At 63.3% G+C, this 25,000-nt stretch carries 24 protein-coding genes and 1 pseudogene; 7 read left to right on the top strand and 18 right to left on the bottom strand.

Annotated features, from left to right (window positions below; translation table 11 throughout):
* The first annotated feature begins 18 nt into the window (after nt 1-18).
* On the top strand, nt 19-1,674 hold the full coding sequence (locus XH87_RS16240) for a TRAP transporter large permease (RefSeq protein WP_035701518.1): 1,656 nt from the start codon (nt 19-21) through the stop codon (nt 1,672-1,674).
* 232 nt (nt 1,675-1,906) lie between these two features.
* Here XH87_RS16240 and XH87_RS16235 read toward each other — a convergent pair whose 3' ends face one another.
* Nucleotides 1,907-3,292: an ATP-binding protein gene (locus XH87_RS16235; protein WP_271588057.1), complete on the bottom strand. Its 1,386-nt coding sequence runs from the start codon at nt 3,290-3,292 to the stop codon at nt 1,907-1,909.
* Between the two features lies 1 nt (nt 3,293).
* Entirely contained in the window at nt 3,294-3,968 is a 675-nt protein-coding gene (locus XH87_RS16230; protein ID WP_271588056.1) for a response regulator transcription factor, read from the bottom strand.
* A gap of 319 nt (nt 3,969-4,287) precedes the next feature.
* Here XH87_RS16230 and XH87_RS16225 point away from each other — a divergent pair, with 319 nt between their 5' ends.
* Nucleotides 4,288-4,611 carry a hypothetical protein gene (locus tag XH87_RS16225; RefSeq protein ID WP_271588055.1) on the top strand — a complete coding sequence of 108 codons (324 nt, stop codon included), beginning with the start codon at nt 4,288-4,290 and terminating at the stop codon, nt 4,609-4,611.
* Here XH87_RS16225 and XH87_RS16220 read toward each other — a convergent pair.
* The 4 genes from XH87_RS16220 to XH87_RS16205 all read right to left on the bottom strand — a co-directional run bounded on the left by XH87_RS16220 (nt 4,575) and on the right by XH87_RS16205 (nt 8,804).
* On the bottom strand, nt 4,575-5,663 hold the full coding sequence (locus XH87_RS16220) for a TRAP transporter substrate-binding protein (protein WP_271588054.1): 1,089 nt from the start codon (nt 5,661-5,663) through the stop codon (nt 4,575-4,577). The genes XH87_RS16225 and XH87_RS16220 overlap by 37 nt on opposite strands.
* Nucleotides 5,664-5,826: 163 nt before the next feature.
* Nucleotides 5,827-6,915: a TRAP transporter substrate-binding protein gene (locus tag XH87_RS16215; protein ID WP_271588053.1), complete on the bottom strand. Its 1,089-nt coding sequence runs from the start codon at nt 6,913-6,915 to the stop codon at nt 5,827-5,829.
* A 206-nt stretch (nt 6,916-7,121) separates the two neighbouring features.
* Nucleotides 7,122-8,258, bottom strand: coding sequence for an Mrp/NBP35 family ATP-binding protein (locus tag XH87_RS16210; protein ID WP_271588052.1), 1,137 nt, complete (start codon nt 8,256-8,258; stop codon nt 7,122-7,124).
* Nucleotides 8,259-8,366: 108 nt separating this feature from the next.
* On the bottom strand, nt 8,367-8,804 hold the full coding sequence (locus XH87_RS16205; RefSeq protein WP_035701527.1) for a VOC family protein: 438 nt from the start codon (nt 8,802-8,804) through the stop codon (nt 8,367-8,369).
* Between the two features lie 183 nt (nt 8,805-8,987).
* On the opposite strand from XH87_RS16205, the gene XH87_RS16200 reads away from it, so the two are divergent.
* The 5 genes from XH87_RS16200 to XH87_RS16180 all read left to right on the top strand — a co-directional run bounded on the left by XH87_RS16200 (nt 8,988) and on the right by XH87_RS16180 (nt 14,038).
* Nucleotides 8,988-9,860, top strand: coding sequence for an NAD(P)-dependent oxidoreductase (locus tag XH87_RS16200; RefSeq protein ID WP_271588051.1), 873 nt, complete (start codon nt 8,988-8,990; stop codon nt 9,858-9,860).
* 198 nt (nt 9,861-10,058) lie between these two features.
* A complete protein-coding gene (locus XH87_RS16195; RefSeq protein WP_442868283.1) occupies nt 10,059-11,459 on the top strand; it encodes a sodium:proton antiporter in 1,401 nt (466 codons plus the stop codon).
* A gap of 152 nt (nt 11,460-11,611) precedes the next feature.
* Complete coding sequence (locus XH87_RS16190; RefSeq protein ID WP_271588050.1) at nt 11,612-13,207, top strand: sensor histidine kinase; 1,596 nt, start codon at nt 11,612-11,614, stop codon at nt 13,205-13,207.
* Between the two features lie 44 nt (nt 13,208-13,251).
* Nucleotides 13,252-13,455: a DUF1289 domain-containing protein gene (locus XH87_RS16185; protein WP_271588049.1), complete on the top strand. Its 204-nt coding sequence runs from the start codon at nt 13,252-13,254 to the stop codon at nt 13,453-13,455.
* A 28-nt stretch (nt 13,456-13,483) separates the two neighbouring features.
* Nucleotides 13,484-14,038 (top strand): TIGR02281 family clan AA aspartic protease, encoded by a 555-nt coding sequence (locus tag XH87_RS16180; RefSeq protein WP_271588048.1) that lies wholly within the window; start codon nt 13,484-13,486, stop codon nt 14,036-14,038.
* Between the two features lie 5 nt (nt 14,039-14,043).
* On the opposite strand, the gene dusA is transcribed toward XH87_RS16180, so the two are convergent.
* The 12 genes and pseudogenes from dusA to XH87_RS16120 all read right to left on the bottom strand — a co-directional run bounded on the left by dusA (nt 14,044) and on the right by XH87_RS16120 (nt 24,999).
* Complete coding sequence (gene dusA, locus XH87_RS16175; RefSeq protein WP_271588334.1) at nt 14,044-15,036, bottom strand: tRNA dihydrouridine(20/20a) synthase DusA; 993 nt, start codon at nt 15,034-15,036, stop codon at nt 14,044-14,046.
* A gap of 461 nt (nt 15,037-15,497) precedes the next feature.
* Nucleotides 15,498-15,680: pseudogene (locus tag XH87_RS16170) on the bottom strand (hypothetical protein); the annotation flags it as partial.
* A gap of 9 nt (nt 15,681-15,689) precedes the next feature.
* Nucleotides 15,690-16,385, bottom strand: a complete 696-nt coding sequence (locus XH87_RS16165; protein ID WP_271588047.1) for an ABC transporter ATP-binding protein — start codon at nt 16,383-16,385, stop codon at nt 15,690-15,692.
* Complete coding sequence (locus tag XH87_RS16160) at nt 16,385-17,134, bottom strand: ABC transporter ATP-binding protein (RefSeq protein WP_271588046.1); 750 nt, start codon at nt 17,132-17,134, stop codon at nt 16,385-16,387. Before XH87_RS16160 ends, XH87_RS16165 begins: the two co-directional genes overlap by 1 nt.
* Complete coding sequence (locus XH87_RS16155; RefSeq protein ID WP_442868278.1) at nt 17,131-18,429, bottom strand: branched-chain amino acid ABC transporter permease; 1,299 nt, start codon at nt 18,427-18,429, stop codon at nt 17,131-17,133. Before XH87_RS16155 ends, XH87_RS16160 begins: the two co-directional genes overlap by 4 nt.
* On the bottom strand, nt 18,426-19,373 hold the full coding sequence (locus XH87_RS16150; RefSeq protein WP_158671747.1) for a branched-chain amino acid ABC transporter permease: 948 nt from the start codon (nt 19,371-19,373) through the stop codon (nt 18,426-18,428). Before XH87_RS16150 ends, XH87_RS16155 begins: the two co-directional genes overlap by 4 nt.
* A 118-nt stretch (nt 19,374-19,491) precedes the next feature.
* Entirely contained in the window at nt 19,492-20,724 is a 1,233-nt protein-coding gene (locus tag XH87_RS16145) for a branched-chain amino acid ABC transporter substrate-binding protein (RefSeq protein ID WP_271588045.1), read from the bottom strand.
* Between the two features lie 273 nt (nt 20,725-20,997).
* A complete protein-coding gene (locus XH87_RS16140) occupies nt 20,998-21,114 on the bottom strand; it encodes an AraC family transcriptional regulator (protein ID WP_271588044.1) in 117 nt (38 codons plus the stop codon).
* Nucleotides 21,115-21,266: 152 nt separating this feature from the next.
* Nucleotides 21,267-22,670 (bottom strand): amidase, encoded by a 1,404-nt coding sequence (locus XH87_RS16135; RefSeq protein WP_271588043.1) that lies wholly within the window; start codon nt 22,668-22,670, stop codon nt 21,267-21,269.
* Between the two features lie 86 nt (nt 22,671-22,756).
* Entirely contained in the window at nt 22,757-23,518 is a 762-nt protein-coding gene (locus XH87_RS16130; protein WP_271588042.1) for an SDR family NAD(P)-dependent oxidoreductase, read from the bottom strand.
* Between the two features lie 46 nt (nt 23,519-23,564).
* A complete protein-coding gene (locus tag XH87_RS16125; protein ID WP_081492376.1) occupies nt 23,565-24,290 on the bottom strand; it encodes an ABC transporter ATP-binding protein in 726 nt (241 codons plus the stop codon).
* Nucleotides 24,280-24,999, bottom strand: a complete 720-nt coding sequence (locus XH87_RS16120) for an ABC transporter ATP-binding protein (protein WP_035701580.1) — start codon at nt 24,997-24,999, stop codon at nt 24,280-24,282. Before XH87_RS16120 ends, XH87_RS16125 begins: the two co-directional genes overlap by 11 nt.
* Nucleotide 25,000: the final 1 nt, after the last annotated feature.

Below are 25,000 nucleotides of genomic sequence, written 5' to 3'. Positions count from 1 at the left end.
GACGGTTTAGGGGGAATCATGACCGCATTCATCATCGCCAATCTGGCGCCCATCATGTTCGCGTCGCTGGTCGTCGTGCTGCTGCTCGGCTATCCCGCGGCATTCTCGCTCGGCGCCGTCGGCCTGTTCTACGCCATCGTCGGCATCGAGCTCGGCGAATTCCGCCCGGACTTCCTCCAGGCCCTCCCCGAGCGGGTCTACGGCGTGATGAACAACGACACGCTGCTCGCCATTCCCTTCTTCACCTTCATGGGACTGGTGCTGGAGCGGTCGGGCATGGCCGAGGATCTGCTCGACACGATCGGCCAATTGTTCGGCACCGTCCGCGGCGGCCTTGCCTATGCCGTGATCTTCGTCGGCGCGCTGCTCGCTGCGACGACGGGCGTCGTCGCGGCGTCCGTGATCTCGATGGGTCTGATCTCGCTGCCGATCATGCTCCGCTACGGCTATGACCGCCGCGTGGCCGCCGGCGTCATCGCCGCGTCCGGCACGCTCGCCCAGATTATTCCGCCCTCGCTCGTCCTGATCGTGATGGCCGACCAGCTCGGCAAGTCGGTCGGTGACATGTACGAGGGCGCCTTCATCCCGGGCCTCGTGCTCGCCGGCCTCTATACCTCCTACGCCTTCCTCGTCAGCATGATCTTCCCGAAGGCGACGCCGGGCCTGCCAAAGGAGGCTATCGGCTTCCGCGAGGAGAGCGGCAGCCGCGGCCTTCTCTCCCTCGGCATGCTGTTCCTCGCGAGCTGCGTGTTCGGATGGTTCATGATGCGCGGTTCGGAGGTGCATGGCGCCGACTATGTCGTGCTCAGCATGTTCTACGGCATCATCTTCGCGTTCGTCGTCGCCGTGCTGAACTGGGTCATCGATAAGCTCACCGGCTTCCGTTTCCTCTCGAAGATGGCCCAGCAGACCACCTTCGTCATGGTGCCGCCGCTGTTCCTGATCTTCCTGGTGCTTGGCACGATCTTCATCGGCATCGCGACGCCGACCGAAGGCGGAGCGATGGGTGCGGCCGGTGCTCTCATCCTCGGTGCCGCGAAGCGCCGGCTGAGCTGGGACCTGATCCGACAAGCCACGGAATCGACCGCCAAGCTGTCGGCCTTCGTCGTGTTCATCCTGGTCGGGGCCCGCGTGTTCTCGCTGACCTTCTACGGCGTCAACGGGCACGTCTGGGTCGAGCACCTGCTCACCTCCCTGCCCGGCGGCCAGGTCGGCTTCCTGATCTTCGTCAACATCTTCGTGTTCGTGCTGGCCTTCTTCCTCGACTTCTTCGAGCTGGCCTTCATCGTGATCCCGCTGCTCGGGCCTGCGGCCGAGCACCTCGGCATCGACCTGATCTGGTTCGGCGTCATCCTCGGCGTCAACATGCAGACCTCGTTCATGCACCCGCCGTTCGGTTTCGCGCTGTTCTATCTGCGGTCGGTTGCGCCGAAGGAGCGATACACCGATCGCGTCACCGGCAAGAGGATGGACCCCGTCACCACGGGCCAGATCTATTGGGGTGCGGTGCCGTTCGTCGTCATCCAGATGATCATGGTCGGTCTGGTGATCGCGTTCCCTGCAATGGTCATGCACTATAAGGGCGTGCAGACCAACATCGATCCCAACACGATCAAGATCGAGGTGCCGCAGATCGAGCTGCCGCCGCTGGATCTTGGCCCACCGTCGAAATAGCGGGCGGCAAGGCAAGCCGCCTTTTGCCCTCCCCCTCAGGGCAGGGCTATCGCAAATGACTCGTGGCGGCGGCCTGCGCGCACGCCTCGTCCGTCGAGACGGCGCCTGCGCGCCTCCTCGGGATGAGGCTATCAGCGTCAGTGCCCGTCGAAACTGCTGCCACGCACTCCGTCCTCATCCTGAGAAGCACGCCTAAGCGGGCGTTTCGAAGGATGGCCGCAGGGAGAAGCTCTCAAGTGCGATAGCCCTGCCCTCCAGAGGAGGGTGAAGAGGTCACCTCGTCCGCCAGCCGAAACCGCAGCGTGAACTCCGCTCCGCTCCCCGGAAGATTCTCCACCGCAACCGTGGCCGCGTGATCGTCCACCACCGCGCGCACGATCGAGAGTCCCAGCCCCGCGCCGTCGCTGCGCCGGCGGTCGGCGCGCCAGAAGCGCTGGAAGATGAGCTCGCGCTCGGCTTCCGCGATGCCCGGGCCGCAATCGCGCACGCGCACCGAACCGTCGTCGCGCACCTCGACGTCGACGGAGGTGTCCTTCGCGGTGAACTTGATGGCATTTTCGGCGAGGTTGAAGATCGCGCGCTGGAGCATCTCAGAACTGCCGTGGATCCTGACCGGCGCGTCGGTCCCCTTCAGTGCGATGTCCTTGTGCTGCGCGATCGCGAACGGGGCGATCGCACCGACGACCTCGGCGCAGACCGCGCGCAAATCCGCGGTCTCCCCGGGGTCGAGCATCAATGTGTCGAGCTCGGCGATCTCCAGCAGCTGGGCGACGAGGCGGCTCATGGCTTCGATGTCGGCCTGCAGCGCCTGCCGTACCGCTCGGTCATCGAGCGTCTCGATCCGCGTGCGCAGAATCGCAAGCGGCGTGCGCAACTGATGCGCGGCGTCCGCCGTGAACTGCCGCTGCACGCGAAATCCGCCCTCGAGGCGATCGAGCGCCTGGTTCACTGCTGTGACCAGCGGCACGATCTCGCGCGGGATCCGGGCCGTGGGCAGGCGGATGTCGGTGCGCGCCGGGCCGATATTGCTGGCCTCCTGCGAGGCCTTCCACAGCGGCGCAATCGCGCGGCGAAAGATGATGATGTCGGTGGCAAGCAGGACCAGAAGGATCGGGATGGTGATCCATCCCACCCGCCGGAAGAAATTCGAGACGATGTCGTCGATGATCACGTCGCGGTGCGCGAGGTCCTCGGCGACCTGGACGCGCACCGTCTTGCCGTCGATGTCCCGCATGACACCGGCGCCGGAGATGGTCTCTGGGAAGCGTGGCGGCGCCGCGGCGGCCGAGCGCCGGTGCGAGGAGAACAGCAACCGGCCGTCAGCATCGCGAATGTCGAACTGGTAGCGGCCGTAGGCGTCCGAATAAAGTCCCTTGAGGCTGTCGGGCAGGTTGAACGTCAACGTGCCGTCCGGCTGCGCGACGATGCGCTCCGCCAGCACCTCGGCCTGCGCGCGCATGGCATCTCGATGCAGCTGGTCGATCTCGGAATTGAGCAGCCAGAACAACACCAGCGGCAGGAAGATCGCGACCACCGCGACCGCGACGATGTGCAGGAACACGATGCGCGAGATCAGCGATTTGAACGTGAGCGATCTGGCATGGCCCCCGGCGGGCACGCTATTTCTCCTCGGCCATCAGATAGCCGACGCCCCGGATGGTGTGGATCACGACCTTGGCGCCGTGTTCCGTGAGCTGCTTGCGCAGCCGCGAGACATAGACCTCGACCGCGTTGGAAGCGACCTCGCCATCGAGACCGAAGATGTGGTCCTCGACGTTCTTCTTCGGCACCACCCGCCCCTGCCGGCGCAGCAGGATCTCGAGCACCGAGGTCTCGCGCGCGGAGATGATCCGCGGCTGGTCGTCGACGAAGATCTGGCGGCTCTCGGTGTCGTAGACGAGGTTGGCGAGGCTGAGCGAGCGGCCGAGCAACTGGCCGGGCCGCCGCAAGATGGCCTCCAGCCGCGCCACCAGTTCCTCCATCGCGAACGGCTTGGCGAGATAGTCGTCGGCGCCGCTGCGCAGGCCGGTGACGCGGTCCTGCAAGCCGCCGCGGGCGGTCAGCACCAGCACCGGCAGCGGCTCCATCCTGAGGCGCAGCTCGCGCAGCACCGACAGGCCGTCGCCGTCGGGCAGGCCGAGATCGAGGATCATCGCAGCATAGCTGACGCTGCTCACCGCCTCCCGCGCCTCGGCGGCGCTGCCGACGATGTCGCTCTCATAGCCGGCCGCCGCCAGCCCGCCGGCAACGAGCCGCGACAGCTCAGCATTGTCCTCGACGATCAGAAGGCGCATGACATGTCCGCCGGATGCTCATGTGACCGCACGGCCGACACCATGGCCTTGCTCTCTTCCATCATTCGGGCCGCCTCGGCCAGCGAAAAAAGCGCAACCCTGGCCGCCCTGCCGTGTCAGATTCACGTAAGCCGAAGCCGCGCACATCTCCAGCGGACGAGCCGCTCGCACAGTTGATCAACCATCGCCGCGCTTGCCGTCCATCGGCTCGCCATCGACAGCGACCATGCCTTGCGCAGCGCTCCTTGAACGTCATCGGGATCGAATCTCATCGTCGTCTCCAACGTGGGTGCCGACGAACCAGATTTCGGATTATTCGATGACAGCATTCTGCCACTGTTTTGCCCGACAGGTCAAACTGCGGCTGGTCGCAGGAGCGGCCGAGCAAAACGATCCCATCGTCGGCGTGTTCCGAGTCGCCTTCTTCCACACACCGCAGCACCGGCCCCGCCTTCGCGAAGGCTGCTTGTACGAGAAATTTTTTCGTGACTTATCAAGCCGGTGGCTACTGTGCATGGGGTTGTTTTCATCTTTTCATTCCAGCCGCGCCAACAGCAACGCCCCGGAGGCTTCGCTCCGGGGCGTTGCGTGCGGCGGATCGGGCGATCAGCTCTGCGAGCGCCGCGCCATGAAGATGTCGTAGCCGACCTCGGCGACCTGGAACCAGGCGTAGCCGTCGCTCGTGAACTTGGCGAGCGAGTCGTGCACCTTCTTGAAGTTGGGGTTGGTTGCAGCGACTTCGGCGTGCAGCTCCTTGGCGGCCTTGTGGCAGGCGTCCATGACCGGTGGCGAGAAGGCGTGCAGCTTGGTGCCGCCCGCGAGCAGCTTCTTCAGCGCCAGCGGATTGGCGTTGTCGTAGCGTGCCATCATGTAGTTGTTGGCGTAGTGGCCGGCCTGCTCGAGCACGCTCTGGTAATATTTCGGCAGCGCGTTCCACTTGTCGAGGTTGACGAAGGCGAGCAGCATCGGCCCGCCTTCCCACCAGCCGGGATAGTAGTAGTGCGGTGCGATCTTGTAGAAGCCGAGCTTCTCGTCGTCATAGGGACCGACCCATTCGGCGGCGTCGATGGTACCCTTCTCCAGCGCAGGATAGATATCGCCGCCGGCGAGCTGCTGCGGCACCACGCCGAGCTTCTGGAGCACGCGGCCGGCGAAGCCGCCGATGCGGAATTTCATGCCCTTGAGATCCTCGGGCGTGTTGACCTCTTTCCTGAACCAGCCGCCCATCTGGCAGCCGGTGTTGCCCGCGAGCAGCGAGACGACGTTGTATCCCTTGTAGAACTCGTTGAGCACGTCGCGGCCGCCGCCCAGCATATACCAGGCCTGGTTGATGCGCATGTTGGGACCGAACGGCACGGCCGAGCCGAAGGTGAAGGTCGGGTCCTTGCCGAAATAATAGTAGGACGCGGTGTGGCCGATCTCGCAGGTGCCGTTCTGGACGGCGTCGAGCACCTGGAGGCCCGGCACGATCTCGCCGGCTGCGAAGATCTGGATCTGGAATTTGTTGTCGGTCGCTTCTGCGACCATCTTGCACATCATCTCGGCGCCGCCAAACAGCGTATCGAGCGATTTCGGCCAGCTCGTCGGCATGCGCCATTTGATTTCCGGCATCGACTGCGCGATCGCGGGCGCCGCGAGCGTGGCGGCGCCGGCCGCGCCAAGTCCTGTGACCTTGATGAAGTCTCTTCTCTTCATGATTTCCTACCCTGATGTACCAGTGATTGCGGGCCTTCTTGTCGAGGCTTGCCGCCAGCATGACGCAAGCCGCAGCCGAATGCCATCCCGATCGCACTGCGGCAAAGAAAAAGCCCGGCCTCCTGGGAGGCCGGGCTACTGGTCCTACGACTTAAGCCGTAGATCAGCCGCGGGTGCGCGAGCGGATCATGAAGCTGTCATAGGTGTATTCGGCAACCTGCCACCACAGATACTCGTCGGAGCGGTAGGCCTGCATGGCGTCGATCGACTTCTTGAAGTCGGCGTTCTTGGCCGAGGTTTCCGCCCACAATTCGTTGGTCGCCTTGAGGCAGGCTTCCAGCACCTCGTTGGTGAACGGGCGAAGCTGGGTGCCGCCGGCGACCAGGCGCTTCAGTGCGGCCGGGTTCTGCATGTCGTAACGCGCAGCCATCCAGGTGTTGGCATGGGCGGTCGCGTTGGCGAGGATCGCCTGGTAGTTCTTCGGCAGCGCATTGTACTTTTCCAGGTTGGCGAAGGCATGGACGGTCGGACCGCCTTCCCAGAAGCCCGGATAATAGTAGTATTTGGCGACCTTGGCGAAGCCGAGCTTCTCGTCATCGTAGGGGCCGACCCACTCGGCCGCGTCGATGGTGCCCTTCTCCAGCGCCGGATAGATGTCGCCGCCGGCGAGCTGCTGCGGCACCACGCCGACCTTCTGAAGCACCTGGCCGGCGATGCCGCCGATGCGCATCTTGAGGCCGGACAGGTCGGCAACGGTCTTGATCTCCTTGCGGAACCAGCCGCCCATCTGGGTGCCGGTGTTGCCGCAGGGGAAGCCGATCACGTTCGACTTCTTGAAGAACTCGTTGGCGAGTTCGTTGCCGCCGCCCTGATAGAGCCAGGAATTCTGCTGGCGCGCATTGAGGCCGAACGGCACCGAGGCGAAGATCGCAAAGGTCGGGTCCTTGCCGACATAGTAGTAGGAGACGGTGTGGCACATGTCGACCGTGCCGTTCGAGGTCGCATCGAGCGCCTGGAGGCCGGGGACGATTTCGCCGCCGGCGAACACCTGGATCTGGAACTTGTTGTCAGTCATCTCGGCGACGTACTTCGCCACCTGCTCGGCGCCGCCATAGATGGTATCGAGCGACTTCGGAAAGCTCGAAGTCAGGCGCCACTTCACCTCGGGCGAGGACTGCGCGATCGCCGGCGAGGCCACTGCGGTCGCCGCCGCGCCTGCTGCCGACACTTTGAGAAAATCACGACGCTTCATCTTCAGGTCTCTCCTTGCTGGGGCGTTTCCCCTTGACTTCTCTTCTTGCCGCCGCTCATTCCGGCGACGCGTTGGGACCGCATCGAACCGAAGGGGCTTGACTGCCGTGGGCCTTTAACACGGAAGTCCCGCTTGCGGAACGCGACAATGGCATGACGGGGCTCTACGAAAGTCGCATGTCCCCGCAGCTGGCTGTAGCGACCGGTTCAGGCCGCCGCGATGACACCCTTGAGCTGGTCCCGGACCTGGCCGGCGATGGCGCGGTAGATCGCCGCATGGGGACCGTCCGGCTCGCTGTCGACGACGGGCTTGCCGGCATCCGAGGTGGCGCGAATCGCCATGTGCAGGGGGATCTCGCCGAGGAACGGCACCTTGAGCTTTTCGGCCTCATGCCGGGCCCCGCCATGGCCGAAAATGTCCGAGCGCGTGCCGCAATGCGGGCACTGGAAGTAGCTCATGTTCTCGACGATGCCGAGCACGGGCACGTTGACCTTCTTGAACATGGCAAGCCCCCGCCTTGCGTCGATCAGGGACAGGTCCTGCGGGGTCGAGACGATCACGGCGCCCTTGAGCGGCACGTTCTGCGCCAGCGTGAGCTGGGCATCGCCGGTGCCCGGCGGCATGTCGACGACCAGCACGTCGAGCTTGCCCCATTCGACGTCGCGCAGCATCTGCGTCACTGCCGACATCACCATGGGACCGCGCCAGATCATCGCGGTCTCTTCCTCGACCAGGAAGCCGATCGACATGATGGCGAGGCCGAAACGCCGAAGCGGAATCATCTTTCGCTCGTCGTTCAACTCCGGCTTGTCCCGCAGGCCCGTCAGGCGCGGCACCGAGGGACCGTAGATGTCGGCATCGAGCAGGCCGACCTTGAGGCCGAGGTCGCGCAGGCCCAGCGCCAGATTGAGCGCAGTGGTCGACTTGCCGACGCCGCCCTTGCCGGAGGCGACCGCGATCACGGCGGCAACGCCCGGGATTTCCGCTTGCCGCGCCATCGGCGACCCACCGCCCTGCGGCGGCTTGTGAGCATGGGCCGGCTGCACGCCGGGCGCGCCGCGGCTCGGCTGCGGGGGTGGCGGCGGCGCGGAGCCCGGCTTGCGCTCGGCGGTCAGCGCCACCATGACGGTGGTGACGCCGGGAATGGTGCGCACGGCGGCTTCCGCTTCGGCCCGGACGGATTCCCAGGCCCTTGCCTCGGCGGCCTCGACATTGATCGAGAAGAACACCTTGCCGTCGGAGGCGCTGATCGTGCTCAGCACATTGGCAAGGGTGAGCGCGACCCCGCGGGGCGACTTGACCCCCTTGAGGCTGTCGAGAACCTGTTGCTGCGTCACGCTCAAAGCGCATCTCCTGAACAAAGCATGATCCGGAAAAGTGTGGAGCGGCTTTCCGATAAGATCATGCTCAAGGCTTGAGGATGCCCCATTAGAGCGGAAACGCCCAAAAGGCTACTGCCTGCCGATATCGTCAGCCTTTTCGGCGGGCGCCGCCCCCTGCTCCCTGGCCGCCTCGTAATTCAGCTCGATCATGACCCCATTGGGATCGTGGACGAAGATCTGCCAGAGGTCGCCGCCGGGCACCTGGCGGGACTCGAACTTCATCCCCTTGGACGCCAGCCGCTGTTTCATGCCCTCAAAGCCGCGACTGACGAAGGCGACATGGTGGACAACGCCGGAATCCGGCTTTTGTGGCTCGGCGGTCGCAGAAATGTCGACGAGGTGCACCACCGGTCTACCCTCGCTGTACATCCAGGCGCCCGGGAAGGCGAAATTCGGCCGTGCGCCTTTTTCCAGGCCCAGCACGTCCGCGTAGAAGCGGACGGTCTCGGCCAGATTCCGGGTCCGGATGTTGAAATGATCGAGGACGCCAACGCTCACGCCGCCCATGCTGTCGCTCCCTTTTTCGAAGTCCTTGGGTTCGCCATCCTAGCACAGGGGGCCGCCAAACGAAGCCGTTGCCCTCCCGGCCTAACGGTTTATGGTGCGCGTCCGATCCGCCCTCACCGCGGAACCCAGGCATCCCTCGCTTGGCAAGAACCGTAAAACCCAATCTACGGACAAGGTACCACAATGGCTAAAGTCGCTTTCCTCGGTCTCGGCGTCATGGGCTTCCCCATGGCCGGACACCTCGTGAAAAAAGGGGGCCATGAGGTCACCGTCTACAACCGCACCGCGGCCAAGGCGAAGGAATGGGCGGACAAGTTCGGCGGCAAGACCGCACCGACCCCGAAGGCCGCCGCCGAGGACCAGGATTTCGTGATGTGCTGCGTCGGCAACGACAACGATCTGCGCGCGGTCACGATCGGTCCCGACGGCGCGTTCGCCGGCATGAAGAAGGGTGCGACCTTCGTCGACCACACCACCGCCTCCGCCGAAGTCGCGCGCGAGCTGGACGCGGCCGCCACCAAGGCCGGCTTCAAATTCGTCGATGCGCCGGTCTCCGGCGGCCAGGCCGGCGCCGAAAACGGCGTGCTGACGGTGATGTGCGGCGGCGCGCAGGACGCCTATTCCGGCGCCGAGCCGATCATCGCAGGCGCCTATGCGCGGATGTGCAAGCTGCTCGGGCCCGCCGGAAGCGGCCAGCTGACGAAGATGGTGAACCAGATCTGCATCGCCGGTCTGGTGCAGGGACTCTCCGAGGGTATCCACTTCGCCAAGAAGAGCGGCCTCGACGTCGCCGCCGTGATCGAGACCATCTCGAAGGGCGCGGCCCAGTCCTGGCAGATGGAGAACCGCTACAAGACCATGAACGAGGGCAAGTACGATTTCGGCTTCGCGGTCGAATGGATGCGCAAGGACCTCTCGATCTCGCTGGCTGAAGCCCGCCGCAACGGCGCCAACCTGCCCGTCACCGCGCTGGTCGATCAGTTCTATTCCGAGGTCGAGAAGATGGGCGGCAAGCGCTGGGACACGTCGAGCCTGCTCGCGCGCCTGCAACGCTGAGGAGAGTGTTGCGCCTCGTCGAGGGCCATACAGCATCGAACCTCGTCGCGACCTCGGCCGTGACGAAGTTCGGCAAAGCGCGCTAACCGAAACAAGTCACAAACTTCCGGGGGAACCTTGCCCAGCGTGATCGCCGCCATCATTGTTGTTGCCCGTGTCGGCGTCGCGCCGGAGTTCCGGCTTGAAATTACCCGCCTCATTGCTCGCCTGCTCCCGGTCGCGCTCCTGATCCTGGCTGCAACACCTTCGCAGGCGCTGGCCGCATCGCTCGATGGGGCGAGCATTCGCCCGCAATGGGCGCTTCCCTTCGCCGGCATGCTGCTGTCGATCGCGATATTTCCGCTCGCGGCGCCTCACTTTTGGGAGCACCACCAGGGCAAGATTGCCGCGATGTGGGCCGCCCTGATCGTGCTGCCGCTTGCAGCCTGGCATGGCCTGCTTCCAACCGTCCATGCACTCATTCATACCGCGCTGCTCGAATACATCCCTTTCATTCTGCTGCTCCTTGCTTTGTTCACCGTGGCCGGCGGGATCGTGGTGCGCGGCAATCTTCACGGCTCTCCGATTCTGAATACGCTGCTGCTCGCACTTGGCACTCTGATCGCGAGCGTCATCGGCACGACCGGCGCGTCGATGGTCATGATCCGGCCGGTGATCCGCGCCAATGACGACCGGCGGCACAACGCGCACGTCGTTATCTTCTTCATCTTTCTGGTATCCAACATCGGCGGCTCGCTCTCACCCCTGGGAGATCCGCCGTTGTTTCTGGGATTCCTGCGCGGCGTGGACTTCTTCTGGACGACGAGGCACCTGTTCCCCCAGACCACGTTCGCGGCCTGGATTCTGCTCGCGCTGTTCTTTTGCATCGATGCTTATCTCTATCGCAAGGAGGGCCGCGTCAAACCGGACCCAACTCCGGACAATCCCTTGCGGATCAGCGGCGGCCTCAACTTCGTTCTGATGGGAGTCATCATTGCTGCGATCCTCTTGAGCGCCAAGCTCGACCTCGGCGGGTTTGAGGTTCTCGGCACGCACCTCCATGTGCAGAATCTTCTGCGCGATGCCGTCATGATCGTCGTCGTGTTCGCATCCCTTGCCGTCACGTCGAAGGAGGACCACGACGCGAACGGCTTCTCCTGGGGCCCTATGATCGAAGTGGCAAAGCTGTTCGCCGCCATCTTCATCACCATCATTCCCGTGCTTGCGATTCTCAACGCCGGCCGATCCGGCGCGTTTGCCTCCATCGTGAACATGGTCACCAATGCCGACGGCACGCCGAACAATGCCGCATATTTCTGGTTGACCGGCCTGCTCTCGTCCTTTCTCGACAATGCGCCGACCTATCTGGTCTTCTTTGAGCTTGCCGGAGGCGACGCCCAGCATCTGATGACGAATAGCGCGCTGACCCTTGCCGCGATTTCCGCCGGTGCGGTGTTCATGGGCGCAAACTCCTACATCGGCAACGCGCCCAACTTCATGGTGTACGCGATTGCGCGAGCGGGTGGCGTCGCAATGCCAGGCTTCTTCGGGTACATGGCCTGGACCTCCGTTCTGCTGCTGCCTGTCTTCGCGTTGGTCACGCTCGTTTTCTTCAGGTGAAGGGGTCGCGCGTTTCCGCGATCCGAGGCCGGCAAATTAACGCCGCGTTAACGTAATTCTTTAGCTCCTTAAGTCACCTCTTAAGGATTTCTTGCCAGAGATAGACAATGCAGAAGGCCCGCGTCAGGCGTGGGCAGGAATCGTGTTGCTTGATGAGTAACCCCGCTGAAAAGCCTGAGGTTGTGCAGCTGCCGGCCGAGCCGGTGAGCGCGCCATCGGCGAGCAGCCGAAGGGCTGCGGCGCAGCGGGTGCGCGAGGCGCGCGACAAGTTGACATCGACCAGTGGAACCCGGCCGGCTTTCGACGCCGAGATGCTGCGACAATACGCCCAGACGCGGCTGTCGGCCTCCTATGTCGTGATGCTGCTGGTGGTCGCGACCGGCGTTCTGTTCGGCCTGTGGATGCAGCCGATCCCGGCAGCGGCCTGGACGGTCGGCATGCTCTGCATCCACGGCGCCATGATCCGCAATTGCCGGCGCTTCCTGACCGAGCCCGCCTCTCCCGCGGCGACGCGCGCATGGCGGACGCGCTTCGTCGTGCTCGACCTGCTCCATGGCCTGTGCTGGATGACGATCCTGATCCATCCCGTGCTCGACATGGTCACGGAAACGCTGATGATGTTCCTGATGCTGCTGGTGATCGCAGTATCGAGCATGCTCGCTGCCAATCTGCCGATCGCAGCCCTTGCCGCCACGGCGCCGGTCGCGGTCGCGATGGCGCTGAGCTTTGCAGTGACCGGCTCGCTGGACAATTACATACTGGCAGCGCTGGCGCTCGCCGCCGAAGGCTATTTCGTCCTGCTGGCGCACCGCCTGCACTCGTCCACCTTCGCCACGCTGGAAGCGCGCGCAGAGAAGGACGCGCTGATCGGCGAGCTGGAACAGGCCAAGGCAATCTCGGACGAGGCGCGCCACCGTGCCGAAGCCGCCAACGTCGCCAAATCGCGCTTCCTCGCGCAGATGAGCCACGAGTTGCGCACCCCGCTGAACGCCATCCTCGGCTTCTCCGAGGTGATGAAGAGCGAGATTTTCGGTGCGCACGCGGTGCCGGTCTACAAGGAATATTCCGCCGACATCCATAATTCCGGCGTACACCTGCTCAACCTCATCAACGAGATCCTCGATCTGTCGCGGATCGAGGCCGGCCGCTACGAACTCAACGAGGAAGCGGTGTCGCTGGTCGGCATCGTCGCCGACTGCCATCATTTGATGAAGCTGCGTGCATCGAGCCGCGGCATCACCATTCACGAAACGTTCGAGCAGTCCATGCCGCGGCTCTGGGCCGACGAGCGCGCGATCCGCCAGGTCGTGCTCAATCTGCTCTCCAACTCGATCAAGTTCACCCCGCAGGGCGGCGAGATTTGGCTCAAGGCGGGATGGACCGCCTCGGGCGGACAATACCTCTCGGTGAAGGATTCCGGCTCCGGCATCCCCGAGGACGAGATCCCTGTCGTGCTCGCCTCGTTCGGCCAGGGCTCCAATTCGATCAAATCGGCTGAACAGGGCGCCGGCCTCGGCCTGCCGATCGCCAAGAATCTGATCGACCTGCATGGCGGCACGTTCACGCTGAAATCGAAGCTGCGCATCGGCACCGAGGTGATCGTCACCTTCCCGCCGGAGCGCGTGATGAGTGCGCTTGCCCCGCTGTCGGATGATTCTCCGCCGCTCCAGCCGGAGAGTTCCGTCCTGCCCGACGAGAAACGCCGGCCACGCCACAAGCCGATCATGAGCGCTGGTACAGGCTCTTAACGAGATGCTTGCAGAAATGTCCGACGATCCCTCACTATGTCCGAATGAGCAAAGAAACACCGTGCGTCGCCGTCTGCATGATCGATCCCAAGACCAAGCTCTGCTTCGGTTGCGGCCGGACTTTGCCCGAGATCGCACGCTGGCACGCCATGGAAAGCGCGGACCGGCTTGCGATCATGGCCGTCTTGCCGGCGCGCATGACGGAAGCCGGACTTGCTCCGATCGCGGGGTTGGCGAAACACATCTGATTGGCCTGCGTGCCTTCGGGGGCGCGCGATGATCCGTTTCCTGCTCGTTCTGGTCATGCTCGCCGGCACGGCAGGTGCCGTCGTCGCCTATGGCGATCCCGGCCAGATCGCGCGCGCCAGCCACAAGGTCTCGCACATTTTCCGTAAGCAGACCGCAATGCCTGCGCCCGCCGTGCAGATCCAGCGTGGCCAGGGCGGCGAATTCGCGCTGCGTGCGAAGATCAACGGCGTCACCGCACCGATGGTGATCGATACCGGCGCGACGTCGGTGGTGCTGACCTGGGAAACCGCGAAAGCGATCGGGCTGCCGCTAGAGATGCTCGAATATGACGTCGATCTCGAAACCGCCGGCGGTCATACCAAGGCTGCCCGCCTCACGCTCGACCGTCTCTCCGTCGGCCAGCTCGTCGAAAAATCGGTGCCCGCTCTCGTCGTCCAGCGTGGGCAGATGAAAACCAATCTGCTCGGCATGAGTTTCCTCGATCGCCTCGAGAGCTGGGGGGTGCGTGCCGACACGCTGATGCTCACCGGGTATCCGGAACTCCAGCGTAGTCATCGCCGCTCGCGCATGGCAGTCGACTAGCCGACTTACGCCGCCTCCGCCGGCGCGCGCGCGGCGACGTGCGCGATCGCATCGCGCAACACCTCGAGACCGGCGCCCGGCTTCACCCCTTGCTCGGCCAGATGACGGCGGAAGGCCCGCGCACCCGGCACGGCATGGAATGCGCCGACGAAATGCCGCGTGATCGCATGCAGTCGCGTTCCGCGGACGAGCTGCTGCTCGATGTAGGGCATCGTCGCCTCGAGCGCATCCTGCATGGTCGCATGCGGCGCCGCTTCGCCGAAGATCTCCCGATCCACGGCGAGCAGCCGCCACGGTTCCTGATAGGCAGCGCGGCCGAGCATCACGCCGTCGACATGTTCGAGATGTGCTTTCGCGTCTTCGATGCCGGGAATGCCGCCGTTGATGATGACGGTCGCACCAGGCATTGCGCGCTTGAGGCGATAGACGCGGTCATAGTCGAGCGGGGGAATGTCGCGATTCTCCTTCGGAGACAACCCGTTGAGCCAGGCCTTGCGGGCATGCACGATCAGTGCGTCGCAGCCGGAGGCGACCACCGCATGTGCAAGCGCATCAAGCGCGACTTCCGGGTCCTGCTCATCGATGCCGATGCGGCACTTCACGGTGACGGGAATTGCGACCGTGCGCTTCATCGCATCAACGCACCTCGCCACCAGCTCCGGCTCTGCCATGAGGCAGGCGCCGAACCGGCCATCCTTCACGCGATCGGACGGGCAGCCGACATTGAGGTTGATCTCGTCATAGCCGAACGCCTCGCCGATCCGCGCAGCCTCGGCGAGTTCGCGCGGATCCGAGCCGCCGAGCTGAAGCGCCACCGGATGCTCGCATGGATCGAACCCGAGCAGCCGCTCCCGGTCGCCATGAATGATTGCGCCCGTGGTCAGCATCTCCGTATAGAGTAGCGCCCGCCGCGTCAGGTGACGGTGGAACACCCGACAATGCCGGTCCGTCCAGTCCATCATGGGTGCCACGGAAAAGCGATAGTCTTGATATTTCAAAGTTTTCCTATCTTTACAATGGGCTACTAGAGCAGGAACAAGTGCACACGTGTGCACTCCAAACCAGCCAAGATTGTATACGTTTGTACCGCATTTGATCTCGCGGTGCACGCGTAGCGCACACGAAATCGGAGTGGGAAAGCCCGCCTCCGCCGTTCCCCAAAAGCAACGACCGGCCAAATCAAAGCCGAGGTGACCATGATGCTCATGGCACCGGGCGGCCCATGAGCCTTTGCTGCGGCGCACGCCGCCGGAGCGCATTCCGCCATCAAGCATTGGACCGGTTCATCGATGCCCGATCGGCGAAGAGAAAACCGGCGGTGCCGGTCGGTACGGAGCGACGGACACACCAAAGTTCCGGCCATATTGCTGCTGAACGCCGGAGATAGTGACGACCACCCACCTTGGGGTCCGGCGACCTGGCGTCTTTCGACGGCGGGTTGATGCTCGGATTGACCTGATCGTTCGATGATCACGGTCGCGAACGGTGTCGGCGATTGCAGATCGCAATGGTCCCAGTTGCTGCGCCAGAAACCGTCGAGATCGCGAACGGACCACTGCCGCATCTCCTTATGGCTCGAGAAGAAAAGGCCGCGCGTATTGTGATGTGCGTGTCGCAGCCGTTCAATGACTCGTCCGACGATGCGCGAGCATCACACCTCAAGCCATTCCTGGCGAACCGCAGCGTTCGCCTTGAGCTCATCGGGCGTGCCTTCGAAAACCACGCGGCCGTGCCCCATGATATAGACGCGCTTCGAAATGCGCATGGCGATCGACAGCTTCTGCTCGACGAGCAGGATTGCGACGCCAGCTTGCGCGATCCGGGCGATGAGATCTCCAACCTGTTGAACGATCAGCGGCGCGAGCCCCTCCGTCGGTTCGTCGATCATGATGAGGTCAGGGTCACCCATCAGAGTGCGGCAGGTCGTGAGCATCTGCTTTTCGCCGCCGGAAAGTACGCCGGCGGGCGTATCGGCTCGCGCGGCGAGATTGGGAAACATGTCGAGCATGTCCTGCAGCCGCCACTTGCCCGGACGGCGGATGTCTTTGATGCCGAGCAGGAGATTCTGCCGTACCGTCAGACTCGGGAAGATATCGCGATGTTCGGGCACATAGCCGAGCCCGAGACGGGCGATCTTGTAGCTGGGGAGGCCCGCGATATCCCTTCCCTTGAAGCGGACCGTGCCCTGTGGGCTCACCTCGCCCATGATCGCCTTGACCGTGGTGGAGCGCCCGACGCCATTGCGGCCGAGCAGACTCACCACTTCGCCCGCCGCGACGTCGAGGTCGACGCCCTGAAGGATGTGGCTCTTGCCGTAATAGGCGTGGAGATCCCTGACCTCGAGCATCAATGTGCTTCCTCGCCGAGATAGGCTTCCCTGACCTTCGGATCGCGCCGGATCTCCTCGGGTGTGCCCGAGGCGATAATATGACCATAGACCAGCACCGAAATGCGGTCGGCAAGGCCGAAAACGACGCTCATGTCGTGCTCGACGATGACAAGCGTGCGCCCTTCGGTCAGGCGCCGGATCAGCGACACTGCTCGCTCGGTTTCGGCGTGGCTCATTCCAGCGGTCGGCTCGTCGAGCATGACGACGGTGGCGCCGCTTGCGATCGTGACGCCGATCTCCAGTTCGCGCTGCTCGGCATATGTCAGGAGGCCGGCCGGGACGTCCCGCCGATGCGTGAGATGAATGTCCTCAAGAATCCGGGCGGTCCGCTCTCGGACCTCCGGCAGGCGGTCCACGTTCTTCCAGAACGCATAGCGATGCCCCGTGGCCCAGAGCACGGCGCAACGGACGTTCTCCCAGACCGTCATGCGGGCGAACACGTTGGTCACCTGGAACGAACGCGACAGGCCGCGCCGATTGATCTCGAACGGCCGCAGGTCGGAAATCAGCTCACCGTTGAGGCGCACCTCGCCCGAGGTCGGCCTGATATGCCCACTGATCAGATTGAACGTCGTCGACTTGCCTGCGCCGTTTGGACCAATGATGGCGTGCCTCTCGCCCTGCGCGACGCTGAGGTTGAGATCACGGATGATGCTCACATTACCGAAGCGCTTGTCGACGGCGCGAACTTCGATGGCTGCGGTCATGCCAGATACCCCCGATCCCGCGCGACCGTCGCAGCCCTGTCCCAGGCCTCCGCGACCCGCCGCCAGGTCAGGCGAGCGACGAGGAACCCGCCGACAAGGAGAACCGCAGCAGCGATCCACGTCACCGGCGACGTCGGTTTGAAACCGATGCCGAATAGGTTGATCGGATTGCCTTCCCCACCGGAATAACGCGCGATCGTCTCGATGGTCAGGATGACGCCGCAGGCGAGCGCCACAGTCGGCACCATCGAGACGATATAAGATGGGATCACGGTCCGTAACGTTCCGGCGCGGAGAAGCGGCCGGTGCATCATTACGAGCCCGGCGATGCCGCCGGGCGAGAACATCACGATGCCGACGAAGATGATGCCGAAATAAAGCTGCCAGACACTGGTGACGCTGGTCAGTCCGAGTTGCAGATAAGTCACCAGGATCGCGCCGAGGATCGGCCCGAAGAAATAAGCCGTACCGCCGATGAAGGTTGAAAAGAGCACGAGCCCGGATTGGATCGCGCCGAGATAGGCCGAGTTCGCTATCTCGAAACTGATGGCAGCAAGTCCCCCCGCGATGCCAGCGAAGAATCCTGCAAAGCAAAAAGCGAGATAGCGGACGACGTGAGGATCGTAGCCGATGAACTGGACGCGCTCGGGATTGTCACGGACGGCATTGCTGATCCGACCGAGCGGGGTCCGCGTCAGCGCGTACATCGCAATCGCCGATATCACCAGCCAGAATGCGATGAGATAATAGATCTGAATCTGCGGCCCGAAGGTCCAGGTCAGCATGCGCGGCAAGGCGGTGCGGTCCGTCGTGATGCCGGCTTCGCCGCCGAACACCGACCGCAGGATCAGCGACGAGGACGCAACCAGTTCACCGATACCCAGCGAGATCATGGCGAATACGGTGCCGGCACGCTTGGTCATGACCCAGCCGATGACCATTGCGAACGCAAGACCGCCAAGGCCGCCGAACAACGGGATGAACGGAAGCGGGATAGGCCAGCCATGAGACACGACCGCGTTCATCATATGGCAGGCGGCGAAGCCGCCGAGGCCGTAATGCACGGCATGGCCGAACGACAACAGGCCGGTCTGACCGAGCAGGATATTGTAGGACAGCGCGAACACGATCGCGATGCCGATGAGGCTGAATGACGTGAGCGAGCCGCCCGATGAGAACACCAGCGGCAGGACGATCAGCACGATCACGCCGATCAGCCACATACCATAGAAGCGAAGGTTCTCGCCGGCCGCATTCGCCGCGCGTGCGGATCCCGATATCGTTGCCGTCATCATGATTCGCGCGTCCCCATCAGGCCCATGGGGCGTACGATCAGGATGATCACCAGCAGAAGATAAGGAATAATCGGCGCGACCTGAGCAATCGTGACGTTCCAGATGTCGGCCAGGGCTGACGGCTCCCACCAGGGATCGAGCGGACCGAATACGCTTGCGAGGGAGCCATTCAAGGCGACGGCAAAGGTCTGCACCAGACCGATGACGAGCGAGGCGATGAAGGCGCCGGGCAAAGAGCCGAGGCCGCCGAACACGATGACCACAAACAGAATGGGCCCGAGCGAAGCCGCCATGTCCGACTGCGTGACCAGCGCGGGCCCGGCTATGACTCCGGCAAGGCCTGCTAGCGCGCTCCCCACGCCGAACACGACCATGAACAAGCGCCCGACGTTGTGACCTAGATGCCCGACCATGTGCGGATGCGTGAGCGCTGCCTGCACGATGAGGCCAACCCTTGTGCGTTTGAGCACCAGCAAGAGGGCGACGAAGATAAGGACAGATACCCCGAGCATGAACATCTTGTAAGCGGGATAGTTGGTCGAGAAGACGGTGAACGCGGGAAAGTCCAGCAGCGCCGGCACACGATAGTCGACCGGACTCTTGCCCCAGATCATCGACACGATCTCTTCGATCGCAAAGGCGAGGCCGAAAGTCAGCAGCAATTCCGCGACATGGCCGTGCTTGTGGGTGTTGCGGAGGCCGTAGCGCTCCACCGTCATGCCGATACCACCGACCAGGAGCGGTGCCATCACGAACGCCGGCCAGAATCCGATCCATTTCGTCAGTTGAAAGCCGAAGAAGGCACCCAGCATGTAGAAACTGGCATGAGCGAAATTAAGCACGCCCATCATGCTGAAGATGACAGTCAATCCGCTCGACAACAGGAACAGCAGCATGCCGAACAGCACACCGTTCAGGGTTGAAATGACAATGAGTTCAAGCACAGCGTACTCGTGAATACCCGGGGCGCTCGGCCCCGGTGTCAGTCATCTGACCGGTGAAGCATTCTGGCCGCCGCCTGCCCGCAACGACGACGTCGCGGGGAGGCGCAACGTGCATGGTTTATGGCCGCGTCATCTTGCAAGTCGTGGAGACCATGGCCTTGGGTGTATCGACCTTGGCAACCAGATGCCAGCCCCAGCCTGTGTTCTCCTCGTCGAACGGCTCGTTCGCAGCAAGCTTGCCGAACGAGGAGATGTAGATCGGCTGAAAGAACTGGTGGTCATCCTTGCGCATGACACCCGTCCCACCGTCGAGGACATCGAACTTCAGGTCCTCGAGCGCGGCCGCCACCTTCACCGGATCGATGGAATTGGCCTTCTCGGCTGCGGCCTTGAACATCCGCATCTCGTTGACCGCTCGCGGATACCAAAGCGACATGTTCACCTTGGCACGGAACGCCTTTTCGTAGTCCATCGCACTCTGATTGCCCGAATTGGCGAAGCCTTCGGTCAGCTGGAACACTTGGTGATCGAGGCCGGTTTGCTTGATCGCGGTCGGCCCGCCCGCGCCACCGGCATAGTAGGTGTACCAGTTGACCTTCAGGCCGGCATCGGCGGCCGCCTTGAGCAGCAGCGCGATGTCCTGGCCCCAGTTGCCGGTGACGACGCTATCGGCTCCGGAGGCCTTGATCTTGGCGATGTAGGGTGAGAAGTCGGTGACCTTCAGCAGCGGATGCAGTTCGTCGCCGACGATCTGGATGTCAGGCCGCTTCGCGGACAGCATCTTTCGCGCATCGCTGCGTACCGACTGGCCGAAGGAATAGTCCTGGTTGATCAGGTACACCTTCTTGATCGAAGCGATGTCCTTGATGTAGTTGGTGAGAGCTTCCATCTTGATGTCGGAGCTCGCGTCCCAGCGGAAATGCCAGTAGCTGCATTTCTCGTTGGTCATGGCCGGGTCGACGGCGGCATAGTTGAAGTACAGGACTTCCTTGCCGGGGTTGCGCGTATTGTATTTCGTGACGAAATCCTCGAGCGCGAGGCCGACCGACGAACCATTGCCTTGCGTGATATAGCGGACGCCCGCGTCGATCGCCTTTTGGGCCTGCACCAAGCTTTCTTGCGGATTGGTCTTGTTGTCGAACGGTACAATCTCGATCTTACGACCGAGAATGCCGCCCTTGGCATTGAGCTCATCAGCCAGATACTGGAATGTCTTCAGACCGCCCTCGCCGACGCTGGCTCCGCCGCCGGAGAGCGGATCGATGTAGCCGATCTTGACGGTATCCTCCGCTCGTGCCGCATGGCCGAGCATTGGGGCGATCAGGGCGACGGCTAAAATCAATCTACGCATTATGTTTCCTCGCTGATTTTCGACTTTAGTCGATGCGTGCATGCACATCGCAGCACGATTTGAACCGACACTGAGCAGAATAAACTCCGGCTGACAAGCTCACCCTGGCATAGCTGCAGACGCAGGTACGCTAAAATGTAAAAGCGCGGACGCCACCTTTGCCAGCGGGTTTTCCCGCGACGCGAAATCAAGAGGCTGCTCGTCCATCTCGCCTTTCGTTATTCCCGTTGACCGGGTCCGCCTGCCACCATGTGCCGAATATTCCCGGCCAAGTCAGCGAGCCGGGAGACGCTTCCGCAGCTCCGATGGGCCATGGCCAAATCTGCGTCGGAAGACTGTGCTGAAATGCGACGAACTTCTGGAGCCGAACCGGTAGGCGACCTCCGTCACTGACAGGGAGCGCAGCTCCGGACGGGTCCTCGATCCAGGCCTAGACTGAGCGAAGACACGCCTTCTCAGCCGTCGCGTCCTCGGAAAGCTCCCACAGTCCTCCCTTTATCCTTGCAGTCGCTCACCAGCGAGTCGGCCCAGCCGAGATAGCGTCAGTCGACGGGAGCGCGTCGCGTATGCCAGTCGGTCACCGACTGGAAGGCATGGGCCGCGCGAGCAAGCACATCCTCGGACAGATGCGGGCCGACCAGTTGCATACTGAGCGGCAAGCCGTCCGACGCCATGCCGTTCGGCAGCGTGATGGTCGGGCTGCCCGAGAAGTCGAACACCGCGGTGAAACGCAGGATGCTGAGCAGAACGCTGGGATCGGCGCCGTATTCGCCCATCCTGGTCAGCGTCGGGATCGGCACCGGCATGGTGGGGATCAGGAGCAGGTCGATATCGCCGAACAGCGCCGCGAGGCTGCCACAGAACTTCAGCCGCTCATGATGGATCTGCGCGATCTCGACCCCACTCACCGACCTGCCCTGCTCGATCAGCTGTGCCAGATCGGGGCCGTATTCCGACCTTCGTGACGGATAGGTCTCCAGATGCGCCTCTGCGGTCTCGATGGAGCACATCGGAATCCACATGCTCACGAGCTTCTCGTAGGCCGGAAACTTGACCTCGCGGATATCGGCCCCGAGCGCCGCAAGCGTACGCTCGGCTTCGAGCAAGGCGGCGACCACCTGCGGATCGATTCCGTTCTGGGTGTAGCTGCGGTCCACGCCGATCCGCAAGCCTCGGATGCCGTCTCCGATGCCGGCCAGATAGTTCGGCACCGGCGCCAGCAGGGCCGTCGGGTCGTTGACATCCGCCCCCGCGATGACGCCGAGCATGGCGGCCGCATCGGCTGCGCTGCGGCACATCGGCCCGACATGGTCGAGCGAATCCGCCAGCGGAAAGACGCCGTGACGGCTGACGCGTCCCCACGTCGGCTTGATTCCGGTCAGCCCGCAGGTTGCCGACGGAAACCGGATCGAGCCGCCGGTATCGCTGCCGATCGAACCGAAGCAGAGCCCCGCCGAGGTCGCCACGCCCGATCCGCTCGAGGAGGAGCCAACCCAGTAATCGACGGCCCAGGGATTGAGCGGCGCCTGATCGTTCGGATGGTGGCTGGTGTAGGCGCCCTCGGTCATCTTCAGCTTGCCTAACGTGACGGCGCCGGCGTGCTCGAGCCGATCCACGATCGTCGCATTGAAGGAAGGGATGAATTTGGCGTGGATCGTGGTGCCGCCCGCGGTCGGTGCGAACGTCGTGTAGCAGAGATCCTTTAGTCCCACCGGCACCCCGTGCAGCGGCCCGCGCCAGATGCCCTTCGCAAGCTCGGCATCGCAGCGCTTCGCCTGCGCCAAGGCGCGCTCGGCGAGGACGAGTGCATAGGCGTGGAATTTGCCGTCGAGCTTCGCAATCCGGCTCAGCATGGCCTCGGTCACTTTCGAGGGCAGCAGCTCGCCGCGGCGGAACAGCTCGGAGAGCTCGGTGATCGACTTGTAGTGAATTGGATCTGCTGACATCTGACAGCCCTGTTGTTATCGGAAACGGTCTCGCCCACCGGCGCCACAGACGGCCCGGCCTCGAGTCTGCGCGGCTCTGGATGCGCCTAGAACTGCACTCCGCGCGTGAGCGCACCATCGATCACAAGGTTGGTCCCCGTGATGAAGCTTGCAGCCCTGCTGGCAAGGAACACCGCACCGTTCGCCATTTCCTGCGGCGTCCCCATGCGGCCGGTCGGGTTCAACGCCAGTGCGGTCTTGTACAACTCGGGATTGCCGTCCTTGATCTGATTCCAGACACCACCCTCGAAATAGGTGTTGCCCGGCGAGACCGAATTGGCGCGGATACCCTTGCCGGCAAGCTGGAAGGCCAGCCCCTGCGTGTAGTGAATGATCGCGGCCTTGAACGTGCCGTAGGGGCCGCTGGCGAAATCGACCTCACGGCCCGACACGCTGGAAATGGTGACAATCGCGGCGGCCTTGCTCTTCTCGAGATATGGCATCGCCGCGTTGACCAGCCGCACCGTGCCCATCATGTCGGTGGAGAACTCCTTCTCCCAGCTCTCCTCGTCCTGCCCGATCGACAGCGCGCTGACATTGGCGACGACAATGTCGATGCCGCCGAGCTTGGAGGCCATATCCTCCACCCAGGCCTTGAGCGCCGGGCCGTTGGAGACATCGACCGAGCTGCCGAATGCAGCGACGCCCTTCGCCTTGATCGCGGTGACTGCGTTGTCGACGTCGGTCTGGTTGCGAGCGCAGATGCCGACATTGGCGCCTTCGGCCGCGAAGGTATCGGCGATCGCCCTGCCGATGCCCTTGGTGCTGCCGGTGACGAGAACCTTCGCTCCCTTGAGTCCCAGATCCATGTCCATTCCCTCCCTGTTGACGATTTCAGAACATGCATGCGGCCATTCAGAGCAGGAGCTGCTCGCGGACATTGTCCTCGTTGACCTCGCCGCCCGCCAGCGACTGCGTGATCCTGCCCTTCTCCATGATGTAGCAGCGCTCGGCGATCGCCAGGATCGTGTCGAGATTCTGCTCTACGAAGATGATGGTGGTTCCGAGCTCGTTGCGGAACGACCTCAGCGCCTCGCAGATGTGCTGGACGATCGACGGCTGGATGCCTTCGGACGGCTCGTCCAGAATCATCAGGGATGGATTGCCGATCAGCGCTCGGCCAATGGCAAGCTGCTGCTGCTCGCCACCCGACATCGTGCCCGCAGCCTGCCGCCGACGCTCTTTCAGCCGCGGAAAATACTCATAGACGAGCTCCGGCAGCTTCTTGCCGCCGGGACCGCCGATCAGCTCGCCGACCTGCAGATTCTCCTCGACGGTCATCTGCGGAAAGACGTCGCGCCCCTGCGGGATGTAGCCGAAGCCCGCCCTCGCCCGCGCGTCGGCCTCCAGCTTGGTCACGTCTTGCCCCATGAAGCTGATCGTGCCCCGCCAGGTCTGCAGCAGCCCGATCAGGCACCGCATCAGGGTCGACTTGCCGACGCCGTTACGGCCGATTACGCCGACGATCTCGCCGCGTAAGACCGACATGGTGACACCCTGCAGGATCGGCGTCGCGCCGTATCCCGCCCATAGTTCCGATACGTCCAGAATCCGGTCAGTGCGCACGACTTTAGTGAGCATGGGTTTTACCGAGATAGATCTCCGCGACTTTCTCGTCCTGCAAAATGCTTTCGAGATTGCCGCGCGCGAAAATCTTGCCGAGATGCAGCACCGTGACGCGCTGGGCGACCTGGCGCACGAAGGCCATGTCATGCTCGACGACGAGAACGGTCATGCCCTCGGCATTGAACGACTTGATGAGCTCGCCGGTCCTGAAGGTCTCCTCCGGCGACATGCCGGCGGTCGGCTCGTCCAACAGCAGGAGTTGCGGCTTCAGCGCCAACGCCATCCCGATCTCGAGCCATTGCTGTTGACCATGCGACAGCGCACCCGCGAGCTTCTCGCTGTCCGGCCTGAGGTTGAGCAGCGTCAGCAGGCGATCCTCCTCGGCGATGCGTTCCGCGCCTGACAATCGCTCCTGGAGCGCAGTCTGGATGTTCTGCCGAACCGGCAGCTCTTTGAACACGCTCGGAGCCTGCATCTTGATGCTCATGCCTCGCTGCACGCGCGCATATGGGCGCTCGGCAGTGATGTCGATGGCATCGAAAAAGATGCTGCCCTGGGTCGGCGGATAGAGGCCCACGATCAGCTTGAACAGCGTGCTTTTGCCGGCGCCGTTGGGGCCGATCAGGCAGTGGACCTCTCCAGCGTTGACGGTGAGGTCGACGCCAGAGACCGCTGTCAATCCGCCAAAGCGCTTGGATACGCCTTTGACTTCGACCAGCGCCATG

This window comes from Bradyrhizobium sp. CCBAU 53415 (assembly GCF_028128735.1).
Taxonomy (GTDB): Bacteria; Pseudomonadota; Alphaproteobacteria; order Rhizobiales; family Xanthobacteraceae; genus Bradyrhizobium.
Note: the sequence above shows the minus strand (reverse complement) of the source record. Positions and strands in the feature narration are given on the sequence as shown.

Coding starts and splice junctions, on each gene's coding strand:
- XH87_RS16240 (WP_035701518.1), top strand. CDS start 19: ATGACCGCATTCATCATCGCCAATCTGGCGCCCATCATGTTCGCGTCG.
- XH87_RS16230 (WP_271588056.1), bottom strand. CDS start 3,968: ATGCGCCTTCTGATCGTCGAGGACAATGCTGAGCTGTCGCGGCTCGTT.
- XH87_RS16225 (WP_271588055.1), top strand. CDS start 4,288: ATGACAGCATTCTGCCACTGTTTTGCCCGACAGGTCAAACTGCGGCTG.
- XH87_RS16220 (WP_271588054.1), bottom strand. CDS start 5,663: ATGAAGAGAAGAGACTTCATCAAGGTCACAGGACTTGGCGCGGCCGGC.
- XH87_RS16215 (WP_271588053.1), bottom strand. CDS start 6,915: ATGAAGCGTCGTGATTTTCTCAAAGTGTCGGCAGCAGGCGCGGCGGCG.
- XH87_RS16205 (WP_035701527.1), bottom strand. CDS start 8,804: ATGGGCGGCGTGAGCGTTGGCGTCCTCGATCATTTCAACATCCGGACC.
- XH87_RS16200 (WP_271588051.1), top strand. CDS start 8,988: ATGGCTAAAGTCGCTTTCCTCGGTCTCGGCGTCATGGGCTTCCCCATG.
- XH87_RS16190 (WP_271588050.1), top strand. CDS start 11,612: ATGAGTAACCCCGCTGAAAAGCCTGAGGTTGTGCAGCTGCCGGCCGAG.
- XH87_RS16185 (WP_271588049.1), top strand. CDS start 13,252: ATGAGCAAAGAAACACCGTGCGTCGCCGTCTGCATGATCGATCCCAAG.
- XH87_RS16180 (WP_271588048.1), top strand. CDS start 13,484: ATGATCCGTTTCCTGCTCGTTCTGGTCATGCTCGCCGGCACGGCAGGT.
- XH87_RS16165 (WP_271588047.1), bottom strand. CDS start 16,385: ATGCTCGAGGTCAGGGATCTCCACGCCTATTACGGCAAGAGCCACATC.
- XH87_RS16160 (WP_271588046.1), bottom strand. CDS start 17,134: ATGACCGCAGCCATCGAAGTTCGCGCCGTCGACAAGCGCTTCGGTAAT.
- XH87_RS16155 (WP_442868278.1), bottom strand. CDS start 18,429: ATGATGACGGCAACGATATCGGGATCCGCACGCGCGGCGAATGCGGCC.
- XH87_RS16145 (WP_271588045.1), bottom strand. CDS start 20,724: ATGCGTAGATTGATTTTAGCCGTCGCCCTGATCGCCCCAATGCTCGGC.
- XH87_RS16135 (WP_271588043.1), bottom strand. CDS start 22,670: ATGTCAGCAGATCCAATTCACTACAAGTCGATCACCGAGCTCTCCGAG.
- XH87_RS16130 (WP_271588042.1), bottom strand. CDS start 23,518: ATGGATCTGGGACTCAAGGGAGCGAAGGTTCTCGTCACCGGCAGCACC.
- XH87_RS16125 (WP_081492376.1), bottom strand. CDS start 24,290: ATGCTCACTAAAGTCGTGCGCACTGACCGGATTCTGGACGTATCGGAA.
- XH87_RS16120 (WP_035701580.1), bottom strand. CDS start 24,999: ATGGCGCTGGTCGAAGTCAAAGGCGTATCCAAGCGCTTTGGCGGATTG.